The sequence below is a fragment of the Streptomyces sp. NPDC093094 genome (assembly GCF_044754345.1).
In the GTDB taxonomy this organism is placed as follows: Bacteria; Actinomycetota; Actinomycetes; order Streptomycetales; family Streptomycetaceae; genus Streptomyces.
The window spans coordinates 15,761-31,074 of sequence record NZ_JBIVOX010000003.1; the positions used below are offsets into that span (position 1 = coordinate 15,761).

Here is a 15,314-nt window from a genome sequence, read left to right on the forward strand (position 1 = left end):
ACGGCAGGCCGTTCGACCGCGGGCGCCAACCTTCTCTGCCTTGCTCGCGGAGTTTATACGACAAGTGTTTGGTATGTGTTTCGTCTAGCTGTTACCGGGAAGTTCGGCAAGGAGCAATTCGGCCGTGGACGGGGTTGCCGGTATGCGGGGATGATACCGGCGGCGGATGCGTCACAGGGCTTTGACCTCGGGCTCCGTGTGCGGCGCGGTCGGCCAGTTCTCGTCGGCGTTTTTCACGAGTCGCGAGTGGACGAAAATCCGGGGAGCGCCGTGTGCCCGTGGAATGTGCCATCGGCCGCACTGCGACACGTGTTACCAGAGTAGCGGCGGGAGAGCGGCCGTGTGGGCGTTATGGATCGCTCGGGCTGGGCATCATCCTCCCTGACCCAGGACCCAGGCGGCCGGTTCCGCGGCCCGCCCATCCGAGGAGGGACGCTTCGATGGGGGAGAAGGTCGTGGCAGGTGCGCTGGACCTGTCCGATCGGCAGCGCTACCGCGACAAGCTCCGGCGATGCCTGAGGGGGCTGGAGCGGCTCCTGGAGGAGAAGCGGTTCGATCGGCCGAAGAACCTCGTGGGTCTGGAGATCGAATTGAATCTCGCCGGGTCCGACGGCATGCCGAGAATGTTGAATGCGCAAGTCCTGGAGCGGATCGCGAGCCGTGATTTCCAGACGGAACTCGCCACGTTCAACCTTGAGGTGAACATTGCGCCGCACCGGCTCGGCGGCCGGGTATTCGATCGGCTGGCCGAGGAGTTGCGCACCGGTCTGGCATATGCACACAGGAAAGCGGCGGAACTCGACGCCGGAATCGTGATGATCGGCATTCTGCCCACCCTCGACCGTGACGACCTCGTGTCGTCGAACCTCTCCGCGTCGGACCGCTACACCTTGCTCAACGACCAGATAGTCGCCGCCCGCGGTGAGGACTTCGAGCTCGACATCGACGGGGTGGAGCGTCTGACCTGCACCTCCAGGTCGATCGTGCCCGAAGCGGCCTGTACGTCCGTGCAGTTGCACCTCCAGGTGACACCGGCCCGGTTCTCCGACGTGTGGAACGCCGCCCAGGTGGCCTGCGCGGCGCAGATAGCCGTCGGCGCCAACTCGCCCTTCCTGTTCGGCCGGGAGCTGTGGCGCGAGTCGCGCCCGCCGCTGTTCCTGCAGTCCACCGACACACGGCCGCCGGAGCTCCAGGCGCAGGGCGTGCGGCCGCGCACCTGGTTCGGCGAGCGCTGGGTGAACTCGGCGTACGAGCTGTTCGAGGAGAACCTGCGCTTCTTCCCGGCGCTGCTGCCGATCTGCGACGACGAGGACCCGCTGGAGGTGCTCGACGCCGGCGGCGTCCCGAGCCTCGCGGAACTGGTGCTGCACAACGGCACGGTCTACCGCTGGAACCGGCCGGTCTACGGCATCGCCGACGGCGTCCCGCACCTGCGGGTGGAGAACCGGGTACTGCCCGCGGGGCCGACCGTCACCGACGTCGTCGCCAACGCCGCCTTCTACTACGGGCTGGTGCGGTCGCTGGCCGAGGAGTCCCGGCCGGTGTGGACCCGGATGCCGTTCGCGACGGCGGAGGCCAACTTCGACGCCGCCTGCCGGCTCGGCATCGACGCCCGCTTCCGCTGGCCGCGGCGGGGCCGCTACGGCGGGATCGGGGAGGTCGACGCCGTCACCCTCGTCCGCGAGGAACTGCTGCCGCTGGCCGAGGCCGGGCTGGACGCGTGGGGGGTGGAGCCCGCCGACCGCGACCGGTACCTGGGAGTGATCGACGAGCGCTGCCGCCGCCGCGTCAACGGCGCGTCCTGGCAGGCCGCGACGTTCCGCACGGCCCTGGAGGCGGGGCTGAGCCGGCCCGAGGCGCTGGCCGCGACGACGCGTCGCTACACCGAGCTGATGCATCGGGACGAGCCCGTCCACACCTGGCCCGTGGGCCTGCCGGAACCGGCACCGTCCGCGTGAGCGGACTCCCCTGACGTACCGGCCCGGGGTCCGATCCGGGTCCTCCTGTGGTGAGGAGCCTTCCTGCGCCGTGCGGGAGGGCTCCTGCCGTGTGCGGGCCCCGCGGCGTCTGCCGCCTTCCCGGCAGGTGATGATGGGGGGCGAGGTGCGGGCGAGCGGCGGGAGGCCGGGGTGCGGGCGGAAGCGGGATCGGCGGACGGACCGATGGCGGGGGAGGGACTGTCCCGGCGGATCCTCCGGGACGAGACGCTGCTCGTGCTGGCCCTCTCGCTCGGTGCGAGCGGTGTGTCGGCGCTGATCAGCTTCGCCGGGTCGGTCACCCGGCCCGGCGGCCTGAAGGACCAGGCGGCCACGCTCAACGCCTCGGCCGCGCCCGGCCGCCCCTGGCTGGACCTGGCCTGGCAGCTGTTCGGCATCGCCTCGGCCCTCGTGCCGGTCGCGCTCGTCGCGCACTTCCTGCTGCGTGAGGGGCGGAGCCTGCGCACCCTCGGCTTCGACCGCACCCGGCCCTGGCCCGACCTGGGCCGCGGCGCGGCGGTCGCGGCGGTGATCGGCAGCACCGGCATCGCCTTCTATCTCGCCGCGCGCGGCCTCGGCTTCAACCTCACCGTGGTGCCCGAGGCCCTGCCGGACGTGTGGTGGAAGTACCCGGTGCTGATCCTGTCGGCCGTGCAGAACGCCGTCGTCGAAGAGGTCATCGTGGTCGGCTATCTGCTGCGCAGGCTGCACCAGTTGGGCTGGTCGCCGGGCAGCGCGCTGATGGCCAGCTCCGTGCTGCGCGGCTCGTACCACCTCTACCAGGGCATCGGCGGCTTCATCGGCAACATGGTGATGGGCGTGGTGTTCGTCTGGCTGTACCGGCGCTGGGGCCGGGTCGGCCCGCTGGTCGTGGCGCACTCGCTGCTCGACATCGGGGCGTTCGTCGGATACGGGCTGCTGGCGGGCCGGGTGGACTGGCTGCCGACCGCGTAGGGCCGGGACGCGTGAGAAGGGGCGTACGAGACCGTCGTACGCCCCTTCTCGTGTGTCCCGGCGGGTTCGCGTGTCTCAGGCGAGCAGCTCGCCGTCGATCACCGTGACCGCGCGGCCGGTCAGCAGGGTGCGCTCGCCCTGGAGGCGGGTGCGGACCAGACCGGAGCGGGGCGATGCCTGCAGACCGGTCAGTTCGGTGCGGCCGAGGCGCTCGGACCAGAACGGGGCGAGGGCGGTGTGGGCGCTGCCGGTGACCGGGTCCTCGTCGATGCCGACGTTGGGGAAGAAACAGCGCGAGACGAAGTCGTGGCCGAGGGCGGGATCCCCGGTGGGGGCGGTGGCGATGATGCCGCGCGAGGAGTGGCGGGTCAGGGCCCGGTGGTCGGGGCGCAGACCGTGGACGGTCCTGGCGTCGGGCAGTTCGACGAGCAGGTCGCCGACGTTCGGCCCGGTGTCGTAGGCGCTCAGCGGCTGGGCGCCGAGGGCCTCGGCGATGCCGTCCGGGACGTCGACCCGGGTGAGCGGGGCGGTCGGGAAGTCCAGGGTGATCCAGCCGTCCTCGCCGGGCGTCGCGACGAGGACGCCGCTGCGGGTGGCGAACCGCACCGGGCCCTCGTGGGCGCCGGTGGTGTACAGCACATGCGCCGTGGCGAGGGTGGCGTGGCCGCACATCGCGACCTCGGTGACGGGAGTGAACCAGCGCAGCGCCCAGTCCGCGTCGCCGCCCTCGGGGAGGCGGTGGGCGAAGGCCGTCTCGGCGTGGTTCACCTCCGTCGCGATGTTCTGGAGCCGCTCGTCGGCCGGGAAGGTGTCCAGCAGCAGGACTCCGGCCGGGTTGCCCGTGAAGGGGCGGTCGGTGAAGGCGTCGACGATTCGAATCCGCATGATCGTGAACGTTAGACGGGCCGCGAAGCCGCAGGCCAATGCCAATCCGCAGGCACTGGACCGGGTGCCGGACGGAGGGAGCCGTGGACGGGGATTGTCGTACGAGCTATTCCGATATATCGTTGAAGCATCGCGACAGATCAACGATGGAGTGGAGTGAGTGCGATGCGTAGGCACGGATTCGAGCGTGGACATGGCCGGCGTGGCTTCGAGGGGCAGCGGGCGGCCTTCGGTCCGTTCGGGCCCGGCGGCCCCGGCGGGGGTCCTGGATTCGGTCCCGGCTTCGGTCCCGGTCCCTGGGGCGGCCGCGGGCGCGGAGGTCCGCGGGGGAGGGCGCGGCGCGGAGATGTCCGGGCCTCGATCCTCGCCCTGCTCAGGGACCGGCCGATGCACGGCTACGAGATGATCCAGGAGATCGCCGAGCGCAGCGGCGGGGCCTGGCGGCCCAGCCCGGGGTCGGTCTACCCGACCCTTCAGCTGCTGGAGGACGAGGGCCTGATCGTCAGTGAGAGCGAGGGCGGCAAGAAGCTGTTCTCCCTCACCGAGGCCGGCCGTGCCGCGGCCGAGGAAGGCCCCGACGCGCCCTGGGAGGAGGCCGGGCGCGGGGTCGACTGGGAGGCCCTCGGTGAGATCCGGCAGGCCGGGTTCGGTCTGATGGAGGCATTCGGGCAGGTCTGGAAGACCGGCAGCAAGGAACAGCGGGAGAAGGCGCTCGGAGTCGTCAACGAGGCCCGCAGGAAGCTGTACCTCATCCTCGCCGACGAGGACTGACCTCTCCTCGGCGCAGGGCGCCTTCCACGGAGCCCGGGGCGCCCCGCGGTCCGCCGCGGGGCGCCTTGCGCGCGTGCGCGGAACGTGCCCTCAGGCCACCAGGGCGCCCAGCTTGCGCAGCGACTCCTCCAGGGCCGCCGTCGCCGAGTCCCTGAGGCGGCCCGCCATGAGAGAGACCGCCGCGCCCGTGAACGCCCCGTCGATCCGCAGCGAGGTGGCCTCGCCCGCCGGGCTGAGGGTGTAGCGCGTGGCGAGGTCGACGGCCATCGGGCCCTTGCCGCGGACGGCCAGCAGACGGGCGGGTTCCAGTTCCTCGACCGTCCACTCGACCTCGGCGGGGAAGCCCATCAGCTTCATGTTCTCGGTGAACGTAGCGCCCACCGCCAGGGGCTCGGGCCCGCCCGCCGGGAAGCCGGTGTGCGTCACGTTCCACTCGCCGTGGGCGGACCAGTCGGTGAGCCGCGCCCACACCTTCTCCGCCGGTGCCTCGATCCGTGCCTGAGCGCTGACTTCGGCCATGCGACCACCTCTTCGTGCTCCGTGTCGGGCTGCGGTGCCGCGGAACGTAGCCCCGAGGACGCGAACCTTCAATACTGACGAGCCGCCAGATGCGCCGCGAGGGCCGGACCCGGTCCGCCTCGGCCGGTCCCGGCGGAGACGAGGGGTGCATGCCTGACGGCCGTCCGCGGGTGAGGCAAGTCGGCGCGCGCCTCTTTCGGGGGTGCGGCCTGATCTCATCCCCGAGGAGGAGATCGGGCCGCCCGTCTCCACTCCCCGTGGGACGCGGGAATGCTCCCAGCCGGGGATGACCTCGGCGGTACGGGCTGATGGGGTGGAGACTGTGCGACCCCGTATTCCCCGGCAGTCGACCGGTGACCAGGTCGGCCCCCGCGCCGACGCCGATGCCGGGCTGAGCGCCGAGCTCGCGGCGGTGCTGGCGGGTGCCCGCAGGAGAGCCGTGCGGGACGGGGACCGCCAGATCGACACCGCCCATGTGCTGCACTCGCTGCTGGAGTGCCCCGACGTCTGCGCCGCCTTCGAGGGCGAGGCGCAGGTCGCCCGGCTGCTCGGCTATCTGGTCCAGCGCAGCATCGGCTACGGACTGCGCTGGCAGAGCACCGTGGAGGACTCCGGCGCCGTCCCGGCGGTGAGCGGCGCCGAGGGCTACTCGCCGCTCGCCTCGGCCGCGTTGGAGCGCGCACGCGCGCGGGCCGCGCGGTTCGGCGACGAACGGGCCCGCGGCCTCGACCTGCTCGCCGCCGTCGTGGCCGATCCGCAGGCGCGTGCCGTCGAGGTGCTCACCCGGGCCGGGATCGACTCCGGCGAGCTGTTCCTGCGCGTCGAGAGCCGGCCGCGCGGATCCGGGCGGTACGCGGACAGCGGCAGCGGCGAGCCCGCCACCTGAGGCGGGCGGCGGCGTCCGTACGGCGAGACAGGTGTCATCCGGGGTGACGCTCATGTCGTCGCCTGTCATCATGTGCCGGTGCATACGACGAACAGCAGTGCGGGCGGTCGCGGGAAGGGCGTCGGGCTCGGTCTCGCGCTCGGCTCGGCGGTCGCCTTCGGCGGGTCCGGAGTCGCGGCCAAGCCGTTGATCGAGGCGGGCCTGGACCCGCTGCACGTGGTGTGGCTGAGGGTGGCCGGCGCGGCCCTGGTGATGCTGCCGCTCGCGGTGCGCCGTCGCGCGCTGCTGCGCCGCCGTCCCGCGCTGCTCGCCGGGTTCGGCCTGCTCGCGGTGGCCGGTGTGCAGGCGTGCTACTTCGCGGCCATCTCGCGCGTCCCGGTGGGTGTCGCGCTGCTCGTGGAGTATCTCGCCCCCGCGCTCGTCCTCGGCTGGGTGCGGTTCGTGCAGCGCCGGCCCGTGACCCGTGCGGCGGCCCTGGGCGTGGTGCTCGCGGTCGGCGGCCTCGCCTGTGTGGTCGAGGTGTGGGCCGGGCTGGGCTTCGACGCGCTCGGTCTGCTGCTGGCGCTGGGGGCCGCCTGCTGCCAGGTGGGCTACTTCGTCCTGTCCGACCAGGGCAGCGACTCCGGCGAGGACGCGCCGGACCCGCTCGGCGTCATCGCCTACGGGCTGCTGATCGGCGCGGCGGTCCTGACGGTCGTGGCCCGGCCGTGGGGCATGGACTGGTCCGTGCTGGGCGGTTCCGCCGACATGGACGGCACCGGCGTACCGGCCCTGGCGCTGCTGGCGTGGATCGTGCTGGTCGCCACGGTCGTCGCCTACGTCACCGGGGTGCTCGCGGTGCGCCGGCTGTCGCCGCAGGTCGCCGGGGTGGTCGCGTGTCTGGAGGCGGTCATCGCCACCGTGCTGGCATGGGTGCTGCTGGGCGAGCACCTGTCGGCCCCGCAGATCGCCGGCGGCGCGGTCGTCCTGGTGGGTGCGTTCATCGCCCAGTCCTCGGCCCCGGCGAAGGGGTCCGCCGAAGCGGTGGCGAGCGGTGAGCCGGAGCGTGAGCGGGACGGGCGGCGGGTGGCCTCGTAGGAGGCTTCAGGGGCCGTGGGGCCTCGTCCGGTTCCGGCCGGGCGGGCCCCACCCCCGTGCGGGCCCGCCCGGCCCGGTCATGCGGGGCGGCGGCGGAGCAGATGCTCGCGCGCGGCCGCGTCCCCGGGGCCGCCGCGTTCGGCGAGCCGGTCCGCGATACGGTCCTGGACCTCCGGCACCTTGCTCCCGGCGTACTTGAACTTCGCGCGCACCCCCGTCACCTCCAGGCGCAGCCCGCGGATGCCGGACAGCAGCCGGCCGTACGGTGCCTCGCCGGCCGCCGCGCGGGCCGAGCCGCCCTCGGGCTGGAAGTGCCCCATCTGCCGGTTCAGCAGCTCGGCCTTCTCCGCGGGATCGTCCACGACCTGTGCGCGGCAGCGCAGCTGGACGGCCGCGTAGAGGCTGGTCGGCGTGCCGTGCTCGGGCGGGGTGCCCGGGGCGGCCTGCCAGGGGCCGGGGACGTAGACGTAGTCGTCGACGACGCCCAGCACGACGTCCGGGTCCGCCTCCAGCGCGGCCCAGAGCGGGTTCGGGCGGGCCAGATGGGTCACGGCCTCTCCCCGCCCGGCGTCGTAGGCGAAGTGCAGCGGCTGGAGGTACGGAGGCTCGCCGGGCAGCCCGTTGACGACGAGCTGCCCGAAGTCGTGCACGGCCAGCCAGCTCTGCCACTCGGCGTCGTCGCGGGGCGCGTCCCAGGGGTGGATCAGCATCACAGCGCCTGGACGAGATAGGGCGGGAGGGCGGTGCCCTCGGCCAGCCGGGCGTCCGGGAGCGGGGTGTCGTAGCCCTTGCGCAGCGGGACGACCCCGGCCCAGTGGGGGAGGGCGTAGTCCTCCGGCTCCTCGTTCACGCCACCCGTGCGGATCTTGGCGGAGACCTCGTCCAGGTCCAGGCTGATGACCGCGGTGGCGGCGAGTTCCTTCTTGTTCGCGGGGCGGGAGTCGGCGGCCCGGCCCGGGACCACGTGGTCGACCAGCGCGTCGAGCGCGGCGCGCTTCTCCTCCGGGTCGGTCACGTCGTGGGCGACGCCGTGCACGACGACCGAGCGGTAGTTGATCGAGTGGTGGAAGGCGGAGCGCGCCAGCACCAGGCCGTCGACATGGGTCACGGTCAGGCACACCGGCAGCCCCGGGTCGGTCTTCCCGGTCATCCGCAGCGGGCGCGAGCCCGTCGAGCCGTGGACGTAGAGCCGCTCGCCAACCCGGCCGTACAGCGTGGGCAGGACCACCGGGGCGCCGTCGCGGACGAAGCCGAGGTGGCAGACGTAGCCCTCGTCGAGTATCGCGTGCACCACCTCCTTGTCGTAGGCGGCCCGTTCGGCGGACCGGGTGGGGACCGTGCGCTCGGTCGGCGTGTAGGCGGCGGGTGCCGTCGGCTGCGGGGTCCCCTGCATGGCGTTCTCCATTGCACTAGTGCATAATTTGGTTTGTGCTAGGAGAGTATCCGATCAAGGGGCGGCGTGCAGCCGAGATTTCCGCCAGCGTCGAGCAGGCGGTGGCCGCGGGCGAGCTGGAACCGGGGCATCTGCTGCCGCCCATGCGTGAGCTGGCCGACCGGCTCGGGGTGAACCCCAACACGGTCGCGGCCGCCTACCGCACCCTGCGCGAACGCGGTGTCATCGAGACGCACGGCCGCCGCGGCAGCAGGGTGCGGTCCAAGCCCGCCACCACCGGGCGCGAGCAGCTCCGGGTCGACGTGCCCGAGGGCGTGCGCGACGTCTCGGACGGCAACCCGGACCCGGCGCTGCTGCCGCCGCTGGCCCCCGCCTTCGCCGAGGCGGCGGCGCACGGCGACCGGGAGCCGGTCCTGTACGGCGACGAGGCCGTGGAACCGGAGCTGGCCCGCCTCGCCCGGGCCGGGCTGGACGCCGACGGGGTGCCGGACGGGCCGGTGGCCGTCACCTCGGGGGCGCTGGACGCCGTCGAGCGGGTGCTGGGGGCCCATCTGAGGGCCGGTGACGCCGTCGCGGTGGAGGACCCCGGCTGGGGCAGCCTCCTCGACCTCGTCCCGGCGCTCGGGCTGCGCACGCACCCCGTCGGCGTCGACGACGAGGGTCCGCTGCCCGACGACGTGGCCGCGGCCCTCGCGGCGGGGGCCCGCGCCCTGATCGTCACCTGCCGTGCGCAGAACCCGTCCGGCGCGGCGGTGTCGGCCTCGCGCGCGCGTGCCCTGCGGGCCGTGCTCCGCGAGCATCCGGACACCCTGCTGATCGAGGACGACCACGGCCACCGCTTCGCCGACCTGCCGCTGCATCCGCTGGCCGGCACGACCCTCAGCTGGGCCTTCGTGCGCTCGGAGGCCAAGGCCCTCGGCCCGGATCTGCGTCTCGCCGTGCTCACCGGCGACGCGCTCACGCTCGACCGGGTCCGCGGGCGGCAGCGGCTGGGGATCGGCTGGGTCAGCAGGATCGCCCAGCGTGTGGTGGTGCGGCTGGTGGCCGACGGAGCGGTCGACTCGGCGGCCGTGGCGGCACGGTACGGGCGGCGCAGGGGCGCGCTGATCGAGGCACTGGCCGAGCGCGGGATCGCCGCGCACGGGGCCAGCGGCATGAACGTGTGGATCCCGGTGCCGGACGAGACGGGCGCCGTCGCCCGGCTGCTGCACGCCGGCTGGGCCGTCGCACCCGGAGCGCGGTTCCGGATGAAGTCGCCGCCCGGGATCCGGATCACCGTCTCACGGCTGGCCGAGGACGACATCGGCCCACTCGCGGACGCGGTCGCCGCGGCGCTGGGGCGGGCGCCGACACGGCGGTACGTCTGACGGAGCCGCCCGGCGGACCGGAGCCGCCCGGCGGACCGGAGCCGCCCGGCTGGTGGGGTCGCCCGGCGGACCGGGCCCGTCCGGCTGGTGGGGTCGCCCGGCGGACCGGGCCCGTCCGGCTGGTGGGGTCGCGTTCGGCGGGTGGGGTCGCGTCCGGCGGCCGGGGCTGGTTCGGCGGCCGGGGCTGGTCCGGTGGACAGGTCTCGTCCGGGGGGCGAGGGCTGTCCGTTCGGCGGGCGGGGTCCGTCCGGTGAGCCGGGCTGCCCGTCCGACGGGCCGTGGCCGCCGGTTCGGCCGGCGGGGCTCACTCGCCGGACGGGCCCCGCTCGGTGGGCCGGGCCGCGTTCAGGAGGGCCGTGCGGGGGCCGGCCCGGGTTCAGGAGGGCACGCGCTCGACCCGGTCGCCCGTCCCGGTAGGTGTCTCGGTGCCGGTGCCGGCACCGGCGTCGGCACCGGTCCGGGCCTCCGTCTCGGTGCCGGGCGCGGCCGGTTCCGCCGGTTCCCGCCGCGTCCGCCGGCCGGGGCGGGCCTGGGTGAGGGCCGCGCCGGCCAGGACGACCGCCGCGCCGACGGGTGTCGACCAGGTCAGGGACTCACCGAGCAGCGCGACACCGGCGGCCGTGGCGATCACGGGGATGAAGTAGGTGACCATCTGCGCCGTCGTCGGGCCGACCTCCGCGACCAGGCCGTACTGGACGAGGACCGCCAGGCCCGTGCCGAGCGCGCCGAGCGCCGCGATCGCCAGCAGCGGACCCGGTGCGAAGCGCGTCGGCAGCGAGGTGAACAGCGGCGTGACGACGGCCAGTTGCAGGGTCGCGAGCAACAGCTGCGCGCCGGTCAGGGACAGATGCGAGTGCCCTGACCCGGCCAGGGTGCGACGGACGTAGATCCAGCCGACCGGGTAGCTCAGCGAGGCCAGCAGAGCCATGGCCGTGCCCCTGGCGTCCAGGCCGCTGAACCCCTGCCAGGCGCCGAGCACCGTCAGCACCCCGAGGAAGCCGATGCCCAGGCCGGCGACCCTCAGCCGGCTCGGCCGGTCCTCGGAGAGGGCGACCAGCGACAGGGCCATCCCCCACAGCGGCGAGGTGGCGTTGCAGATGCCCGCCAGGGTGGAGGGGATCGTCAGCTCCGAGTAGGCGAACAGCGAGAACGGCAGCGCGTTCAGCAGGAACGCCGCGACCGCCAGATGCACCCAGGTCCGCGGGGTGCGCGGCAGCCGCTCCCGCCTGACCGCCATCGCCGCCGCCAGGACCGCCGTACCGAAGACCAGACGCCCGAGCGTGACCTGGAAGGGCGCGTAGCCGTCGGTGCCCACCTTGATGAGCAGGAAGCTGAACCCCCAGATCAGCGAGAGCGCGGCGAAGCGGAGCCGCCAGTCGAGGCGGGGGCGGGCGGGTGCGGCGGCGGTTGTCATGCCGTCCACGATGCCGGGCATGATCTCGTAGCACAATCGAGATTTCGCGCACATTATCTCGTAGCATCACTTACATGTTGAACCTGGAGCGTCTGCGCACCCTCGACGCCCTCGCCCGGCACGGCTCGGTCAGCGGTGCCGCCGAGGGACTGCACATCACCACGTCGGCCGTCTCCCAGCAGATGGCCAAGCTGGAGCGGGAGGTCGGGCAGCAGCTGCTCGCCAAGCACGGGCGGGGTGTCCGGCTCACGGACGCGGGCCGGCTCCTGGCCGAGCACGCGGCCCGCATCCTGTCGCAGGTGCAGCTCGCCCAGTCCGATCTGGAGGCGCAGCGCGGACAGGTCGCCGGCGAGCTCAGGCTGTCGGCGTTCCCGACGGCCGCGCGCGGGCTGTTCCCCACCGCGCTCGCCGCGCTGCGCGCCGAGCACCCGGCACTGCGGATCCGCTCGTGCGAACTGGAGCCGGAGAACGGCATCCGTGCCGTGGTGCGCGGCGATCTGGACCTCGCCGTGGTGCTCGACTGGTACAACAAGCCGATGCCGCTGCCCGACGGGCTGGTCAAGGCGCCCCTGCTGGACGACCCGGCCGATGTTGCGATGCCCGCCGGGCACCGGCTCGCCGGCCGGGACGAGGTGGACCTCGGGGAGTTCGCGGACGACGAGTGGATCACCTGGGGCGAGGGCGAGTTCTGCCACGAGTGGCTGCTGTTCACCCTGCGGTCCCGGGGCGTGGAGCCGATCGTCGGTCACCGCGCGGGCGAGACGCACACCCAGCTCGGGCTCGTCGCCGCGGGCCTCGGGGTGTGCGTCGCCCCGTTGCTCGGCAGGCATCCGATGCCCGAGGGCGTCGTCACCGTGCCGCTGCGGCAGCGTGTGCGGCGGCACGTGTACGTCGTGTGGCGCGCGGACGCCGACCGGAGGCCGTCGATCCGGGCGGCGGTACGGGCGCTGCGGGCGGCGGGCGAGTCGGTCGGTTCGGCCGCGGCGACCTGCGGGACTACAGCGCCGCCAGCTTCCGGAAGTCCCACGACCTGACCGCCTCCGGCACCAGCCGGAGCCAGGCGTGCCGCCCGTCGTGCGGAAGCTCGTCCAGGGCGAAGTACTTGCGGGCGAACAGCCGTTCCACCGAGGCGAGTCCGGGGTGCGGCTCACCCGTGCGCGGCGCCTCGCCCACGAACTCGACCGAGCCGGTCAGCTCGACACCGCGCAGTTCGTCGTACTCGTGCCCGGCGTCGACCGTCACCGCCACGCGCGGGTCACGGCGCAGATCTGCCCAGCGCTTGCTGCGGGTGATCGAGTACAGCCACAGCGCGTCGCCGTCCCAGGCGAACCACAGGGGGCTGACGTGCGGGGCGCCGTCGGCGGAGACCGTGGCCACCCGGCAGGTGCGTTCGGCGGCGAGGAAGGCGTCCCTCTCCTCCGCTGTCATCATGATCTTCCGGCCGCGGCGCTGAACGACGGGCATGAGGGCCTCCGCAGGCGTGGTCGACGGAACGTGACAGGAGCATGGCCGGTCTTCCGTACGTACGCAACGGTCGCTACCCTCACCCCGCCCGGCCGCAGCCGACAGCACCGCCGACGAGGGGGAGCCATGCCGTCGTACGCCGAACTGCGCGAGATCCTGGACCCCGCCCGCACCGTGCTGCTGACCGTGGAGTGCCAGCGCGGTGTCGTCGGACCCGGCGCGGCCCTGCCCGAACTCGCCCGTGCGGCGCGGGAGTCGGGTGCCCTGGACAATGTGGCGAGGCTGGTCGCGGGAGCCCGTGCGAGCGGGGCACGGGTGATCCACGCCGTCGCCGTGCGGCGGCCCGACGGTGTGGGATCCGGCCGTAACGCGCGCTTGTTCCGCGCCGCCGAGCGGCTGCCCGTACGGCAGCTCATCGGCTCCGCCGCGGTCCGGATCGCCCCGCCGATCGAACCGGCCGAGGAGGATCTCGTCGTGACGCGGCTGCACGGACTGTCACCCGTGCACGGCACGGAGGTCGACGCCCTGCTGCGCAGCCTCGGCTGCCGCACCCTGGTCGTCGCGGGCGTCTCGGCCAATGTGGCCGTGCCCAACGCGGTGTTCGACGCGGTGAACCTCGGCTACACCGCGGTGGTGCCCACCGACGCGGTCGCCGGGGTGCCCGCCGAGTACACCGCCGCGATGATCCGTCACACGCTCGCCCTGGTGGCCACCCTCGTCACCACCGACGAGCTGCTGGGATGCCTGGAGCAACCGCGCTGACGGGCATGCAGGCATGCGCTCAGGCGGGCATGCGGTCAGACCAGGGTGATGTTGCCGCCCTCCACCGTGATCTTCTTGGCCGGCAGCGGCTTGGTCGCCGGGCCCTTCTTCACGCTGCCGTCCGTCGCCGAGAACTCGCTGAGGTGACAGGGGCAGTGGATGATGTCGTCCGCGATGTCCTTCACCGTGCAGCCCTGGTGGGTGCACGTGGAGGAGAACGCCTTGAACTCGCCCGCCGCGGGCTGGGTGACCACCACGCCCGCGTCGGCGAAGACCTTGCCGCCGCCCTCGGGGATGTCCGAGGTCTTGGCGAGCACGCTGCCCGTGCTCGTCGCCGACCCGCTGTCGCCGTCGTCCGATCCGCACGCGGTCAGGGCCACCACGGCCCCCGCGGCCCCGGCCGCCGCGATCACGGTGCGCCGGGCCGGGCCCGTCGCGGGACGAACCGATTCGCTGCTCATGACTGCCGTTCCCCTCACCTGTCGTCGCCTGGCTCCGTAAAGGGTTACGGTTCGTGCGGCACAGTCGTTCAGCCGCCACGCGCGCCGTCACCCGAACGTACCGCGCGGCCCGCCGGGGCGCGTCCGGGCGATCGTGAACGCCCCAGTAACCTGGGGCGATGCTGAAGGAAGTCACCGCGACCCGGTTCGTCACCCCGTTGCGCGAGGGCGGCTCGCTGCCGGGTCTGGTGGAGGCCGACGACCTCGGGACCTACGTCCTGAAGTTCACCGGCGCGAGCCAGGGCCGCAAGACCCTCGTGGCGGAGGTCGTCGCCGGCGAACTCGCCCGCAGGCTCGGCTTCCGGGTGCCGCGCCTGGTGACGGTCGGGCTGGATCCGGTCCTGGGGCTCGGGGAGCCCGAACAGCACGTCCAGGACCTGCTGAAGTCCAGCGGCGGCAGCAACCTGGGCATGGACTTCCTCTCCGGCGCCCTCGGCTTCGACCCGCTGGCCTTCGCCGTGGATCCCGGGGAGGCCGGACGGATCGTCTGGTTCGACGCGCTCGTGAACAACGTCGACCGCTCCTGGCGCAACCCCAACATGCTGATGCGGCGGGGCGAGCTCTGGCTCATCGACCACGGCGCGACCATGATCTGGCACCACAACTGGCCCGGCGCACACACCTCCGCCGCCCGCCCCTACGACGCCTCCGACCACGCCCTCGCCGTGTTCGGGCCGGACGTGGCCGCGGCCGCCGCGGAACTGGCACCGAGGGTCACTCCGGAACTGCTCGCCGAGGTGACCGCCGAGATCCCCGAGGCGTGGCTGGCGGACGAGCCCGGGTTCGACTCCGCCGACGCGCTGCGGCGGGCCTACGCCGAACCGCTCGTCGCCCGGGCGGCCGTCGTCCACGAACGCATCGAGGGGATCAAGTGAGCAGCAGCCGCATCAACGTCGCGGGCCACATGACCGAACGGCACATCACCCGGGCGGGACAGGGCGGCGACCGGGACGTGTACGAGTACGCCCTGCTGCGCGTCGTGCCGCGCGTCGAACGCGGTGAGTGCATCAACGCGGGCGTGCTGGTCTACTGCCGCGCCCGCGGGTACGTCGGCGCCCGCACCCACCTCGACGAGTCCCGGCTGCTCGCCCTGGACCCGAGGGCCGACACGGCCGGGATCCGGGCGGCGCTGCGTGCCGTGGAGGCCGTCTGCGGCGGCGGTGCCCCCGCGGGCCAGGCCGCGGGCGACGACCCGGGCCGCCGCTTCCGCTGGCTGGTCGCCCCCCGCTCCACGATCGTCCAGCCGGGCCCGGTCCACACCGGACTCACCACCGACCCCGGCGCCGAGACGGAACGCCTGCTGGACCTCCTGGTGAGGTGACGCGCCCCTTCCCGGCGGCCCGGGC

At 73.6% G+C, this 15,314-nt stretch carries 17 protein-coding genes; 10 read left to right on the forward strand and 7 right to left on the reverse strand.

The window, feature by feature from the left end:
- Window positions 1-440: 440 nt before the first annotated feature.
- Both ACIQGV_RS06050 and ACIQGV_RS06055 read left to right on the forward strand, forming a co-directional pair.
- Window positions 441-1,958 carry a glutamate--cysteine ligase gene (locus tag ACIQGV_RS06050; RefSeq protein ID WP_402491111.1) on the forward strand — a complete coding sequence of 506 codons (1,518 nt, stop codon included), beginning with the start codon at window positions 441-443 and terminating at the stop codon, window positions 1,956-1,958.
- Between the two features lie 171 nt (window positions 1,959-2,129).
- Window positions 2,130-2,930, forward strand: a complete 801-nt coding sequence (locus tag ACIQGV_RS06055) for a CPBP family intramembrane glutamic endopeptidase (protein WP_402491114.1) — start codon at window positions 2,130-2,132, stop codon at window positions 2,928-2,930.
- A 75-nt stretch (window positions 2,931-3,005) separates the two neighbouring features.
- Here the strand turns inward: ACIQGV_RS06055 and ACIQGV_RS06060 are convergent, their stop codons facing one another.
- A complete protein-coding gene (locus ACIQGV_RS06060; protein WP_402491117.1) occupies window positions 3,006-3,815 on the reverse strand; it encodes a PhzF family phenazine biosynthesis protein in 810 nt (269 codons plus the stop codon).
- A gap of 165 nt (window positions 3,816-3,980) precedes the next feature.
- Between ACIQGV_RS06060 and ACIQGV_RS06065 the strand changes: the two genes are divergently transcribed.
- Complete coding sequence (locus ACIQGV_RS06065) at window positions 3,981-4,586, forward strand: PadR family transcriptional regulator (RefSeq protein WP_402491120.1); 606 nt, start codon at window positions 3,981-3,983, stop codon at window positions 4,584-4,586.
- A 90-nt stretch (window positions 4,587-4,676) separates the two neighbouring features.
- On the opposite strand, the gene ACIQGV_RS06070 is transcribed toward ACIQGV_RS06065, so the two are convergent.
- On the reverse strand, window positions 4,677-5,105 hold the full coding sequence (locus tag ACIQGV_RS06070; protein WP_402491123.1) for an SRPBCC family protein: 429 nt from the start codon (window positions 5,103-5,105) through the stop codon (window positions 4,677-4,679).
- A 322-nt stretch (window positions 5,106-5,427) separates the two neighbouring features.
- Between ACIQGV_RS06070 and ACIQGV_RS06075 the strand changes: the two genes are divergently transcribed.
- Both ACIQGV_RS06075 and ACIQGV_RS06080 read left to right on the forward strand, forming a co-directional pair.
- Complete coding sequence (locus tag ACIQGV_RS06075) at window positions 5,428-5,991, forward strand: Clp protease N-terminal domain-containing protein (RefSeq protein WP_402491126.1); 564 nt, start codon at window positions 5,428-5,430, stop codon at window positions 5,989-5,991.
- 72 nt (window positions 5,992-6,063) lie between these two features.
- Window positions 6,064-7,068: an EamA family transporter gene (locus ACIQGV_RS06080; RefSeq protein WP_402491128.1), complete on the forward strand. Its 1,005-nt coding sequence runs from the start codon at window positions 6,064-6,066 to the stop codon at window positions 7,066-7,068.
- A 77-nt stretch (window positions 7,069-7,145) separates the two neighbouring features.
- On the opposite strand, the gene ACIQGV_RS06085 is transcribed toward ACIQGV_RS06080, so the two are convergent.
- Both ACIQGV_RS06085 and ACIQGV_RS06090 read right to left on the reverse strand, forming a co-directional pair.
- Entirely contained in the window at window positions 7,146-7,778 is a 633-nt protein-coding gene (locus ACIQGV_RS06085; protein WP_402491131.1) for an FMN-binding negative transcriptional regulator, read from the reverse strand.
- Complete coding sequence (locus ACIQGV_RS06090; protein WP_402491133.1) at window positions 7,778-8,461, reverse strand: pyridoxamine 5'-phosphate oxidase family protein; 684 nt, start codon at window positions 8,459-8,461, stop codon at window positions 7,778-7,780. The genes ACIQGV_RS06085 and ACIQGV_RS06090 overlap by 1 nt, the downstream gene beginning before the upstream one ends.
- A 35-nt stretch (window positions 8,462-8,496) precedes the next feature.
- On the opposite strand from ACIQGV_RS06090, the gene ACIQGV_RS06095 reads away from it, so the two are divergent.
- Complete coding sequence (locus tag ACIQGV_RS06095; protein WP_402491136.1) at window positions 8,497-9,828, forward strand: aminotransferase class I/II-fold pyridoxal phosphate-dependent enzyme; 1,332 nt, start codon at window positions 8,497-8,499, stop codon at window positions 9,826-9,828.
- Window positions 9,829-10,204: 376 nt separating this feature from the next.
- On the opposite strand, the gene ACIQGV_RS06100 is transcribed toward ACIQGV_RS06095, so the two are convergent.
- Window positions 10,205-11,242, reverse strand: coding sequence for a DMT family transporter (locus ACIQGV_RS06100; protein ID WP_402491139.1), 1,038 nt, complete (start codon window positions 11,240-11,242; stop codon window positions 10,205-10,207).
- Between the two features lie 74 nt (window positions 11,243-11,316).
- Here ACIQGV_RS06100 and ACIQGV_RS06105 point away from each other — a divergent pair, with 74 nt between their 5' ends.
- Window positions 11,317-12,276: a LysR family transcriptional regulator gene (locus ACIQGV_RS06105; RefSeq protein WP_402491142.1), complete on the forward strand. Its 960-nt coding sequence runs from the start codon at window positions 11,317-11,319 to the stop codon at window positions 12,274-12,276.
- Here ACIQGV_RS06105 and ACIQGV_RS06110 read toward each other — a convergent pair.
- The gene (locus tag ACIQGV_RS06110; RefSeq protein ID WP_402491144.1) at window positions 12,239-12,706 is read right to left on the reverse strand and encodes a pyridoxamine 5'-phosphate oxidase family protein; all 468 of its coding nucleotides are present in this window, start codon (window positions 12,704-12,706) and stop codon (window positions 12,239-12,241) included. The two genes, ACIQGV_RS06105 and ACIQGV_RS06110, sit on opposite strands and share 38 nt — an antisense overlap.
- A gap of 126 nt (window positions 12,707-12,832) precedes the next feature.
- On the opposite strand from ACIQGV_RS06110, the gene ACIQGV_RS06115 reads away from it, so the two are divergent.
- On the forward strand, window positions 12,833-13,468 hold the full coding sequence (locus tag ACIQGV_RS06115) for a cysteine hydrolase family protein (RefSeq protein WP_402491147.1): 636 nt from the start codon (window positions 12,833-12,835) through the stop codon (window positions 13,466-13,468).
- 35 nt (window positions 13,469-13,503) lie between these two features.
- Here ACIQGV_RS06115 and ACIQGV_RS06120 read toward each other — a convergent pair whose 3' ends face one another.
- On the reverse strand, window positions 13,504-13,929 hold the full coding sequence (locus tag ACIQGV_RS06120; RefSeq protein WP_402491150.1) for a Rieske (2Fe-2S) protein: 426 nt from the start codon (window positions 13,927-13,929) through the stop codon (window positions 13,504-13,506).
- A 158-nt stretch (window positions 13,930-14,087) separates the two neighbouring features.
- On the opposite strand from ACIQGV_RS06120, the gene ACIQGV_RS06125 reads away from it, so the two are divergent.
- Window positions 14,088-14,843, forward strand: coding sequence for a HipA family kinase (locus ACIQGV_RS06125; protein WP_402491153.1), 756 nt, complete (start codon window positions 14,088-14,090; stop codon window positions 14,841-14,843).
- Window positions 14,844-14,872: 29 nt separating this feature from the next.
- Window positions 14,873-15,289 carry a DUF3037 domain-containing protein gene (locus tag ACIQGV_RS06130; RefSeq protein ID WP_402492387.1) on the forward strand — a complete coding sequence of 139 codons (417 nt, stop codon included), beginning with the start codon at window positions 14,873-14,875 and terminating at the stop codon, window positions 15,287-15,289.
- Window positions 15,290-15,314: the final 25 nt, after the last annotated feature.

Excerpts from the sequence above, each read along its gene's own strand:
- ACIQGV_RS06050 (WP_402491111.1), top strand. The coding sequence starts at position 441 with ATGGGGGAGAAGGTCGTGGCAGGTGCGCTGGACCTGTCCGATCGGCAG.
- ACIQGV_RS06060 (WP_402491117.1), bottom strand. The coding sequence starts at position 3,815 with ATGCGGATTCGAATCGTCGACGCCTTCACCGACCGCCCCTTCACGGGC.
- ACIQGV_RS06065 (WP_402491120.1), top strand. The coding sequence starts at position 3,981 with ATGCGTAGGCACGGATTCGAGCGTGGACATGGCCGGCGTGGCTTCGAG.
- ACIQGV_RS06070 (WP_402491123.1), bottom strand. The coding sequence starts at position 5,105 with ATGGCCGAAGTCAGCGCTCAGGCACGGATCGAGGCACCGGCGGAGAAG.
- ACIQGV_RS06085 (WP_402491131.1), bottom strand. The coding sequence starts at position 7,778 with ATGCTGATCCACCCCTGGGACGCGCCCCGCGACGACGCCGAGTGGCAG.
- ACIQGV_RS06090 (WP_402491133.1), bottom strand. The coding sequence starts at position 8,461 with ATGCAGGGGACCCCGCAGCCGACGGCACCCGCCGCCTACACGCCGACC.
- ACIQGV_RS06100 (WP_402491139.1), bottom strand. The coding sequence starts at position 11,242 with ATGACAACCGCCGCCGCACCCGCCCGCCCCCGCCTCGACTGGCGGCTC.
- ACIQGV_RS06105 (WP_402491142.1), top strand. The coding sequence starts at position 11,317 with ATGTTGAACCTGGAGCGTCTGCGCACCCTCGACGCCCTCGCCCGGCAC.
- ACIQGV_RS06110 (WP_402491144.1), bottom strand. The coding sequence starts at position 12,706 with ATGCCCGTCGTTCAGCGCCGCGGCCGGAAGATCATGATGACAGCGGAG.
- ACIQGV_RS06115 (WP_402491147.1), top strand. The coding sequence starts at position 12,833 with ATGCCGTCGTACGCCGAACTGCGCGAGATCCTGGACCCCGCCCGCACC.
- ACIQGV_RS06120 (WP_402491150.1), bottom strand. The coding sequence starts at position 13,929 with ATGAGCAGCGAATCGGTTCGTCCCGCGACGGGCCCGGCCCGGCGCACC.
- ACIQGV_RS06125 (WP_402491153.1), top strand. The coding sequence starts at position 14,088 with ATGCTGAAGGAAGTCACCGCGACCCGGTTCGTCACCCCGTTGCGCGAG.
- ACIQGV_RS06130 (WP_402492387.1), top strand. The coding sequence starts at position 14,873 with ATGACCGAACGGCACATCACCCGGGCGGGACAGGGCGGCGACCGGGAC.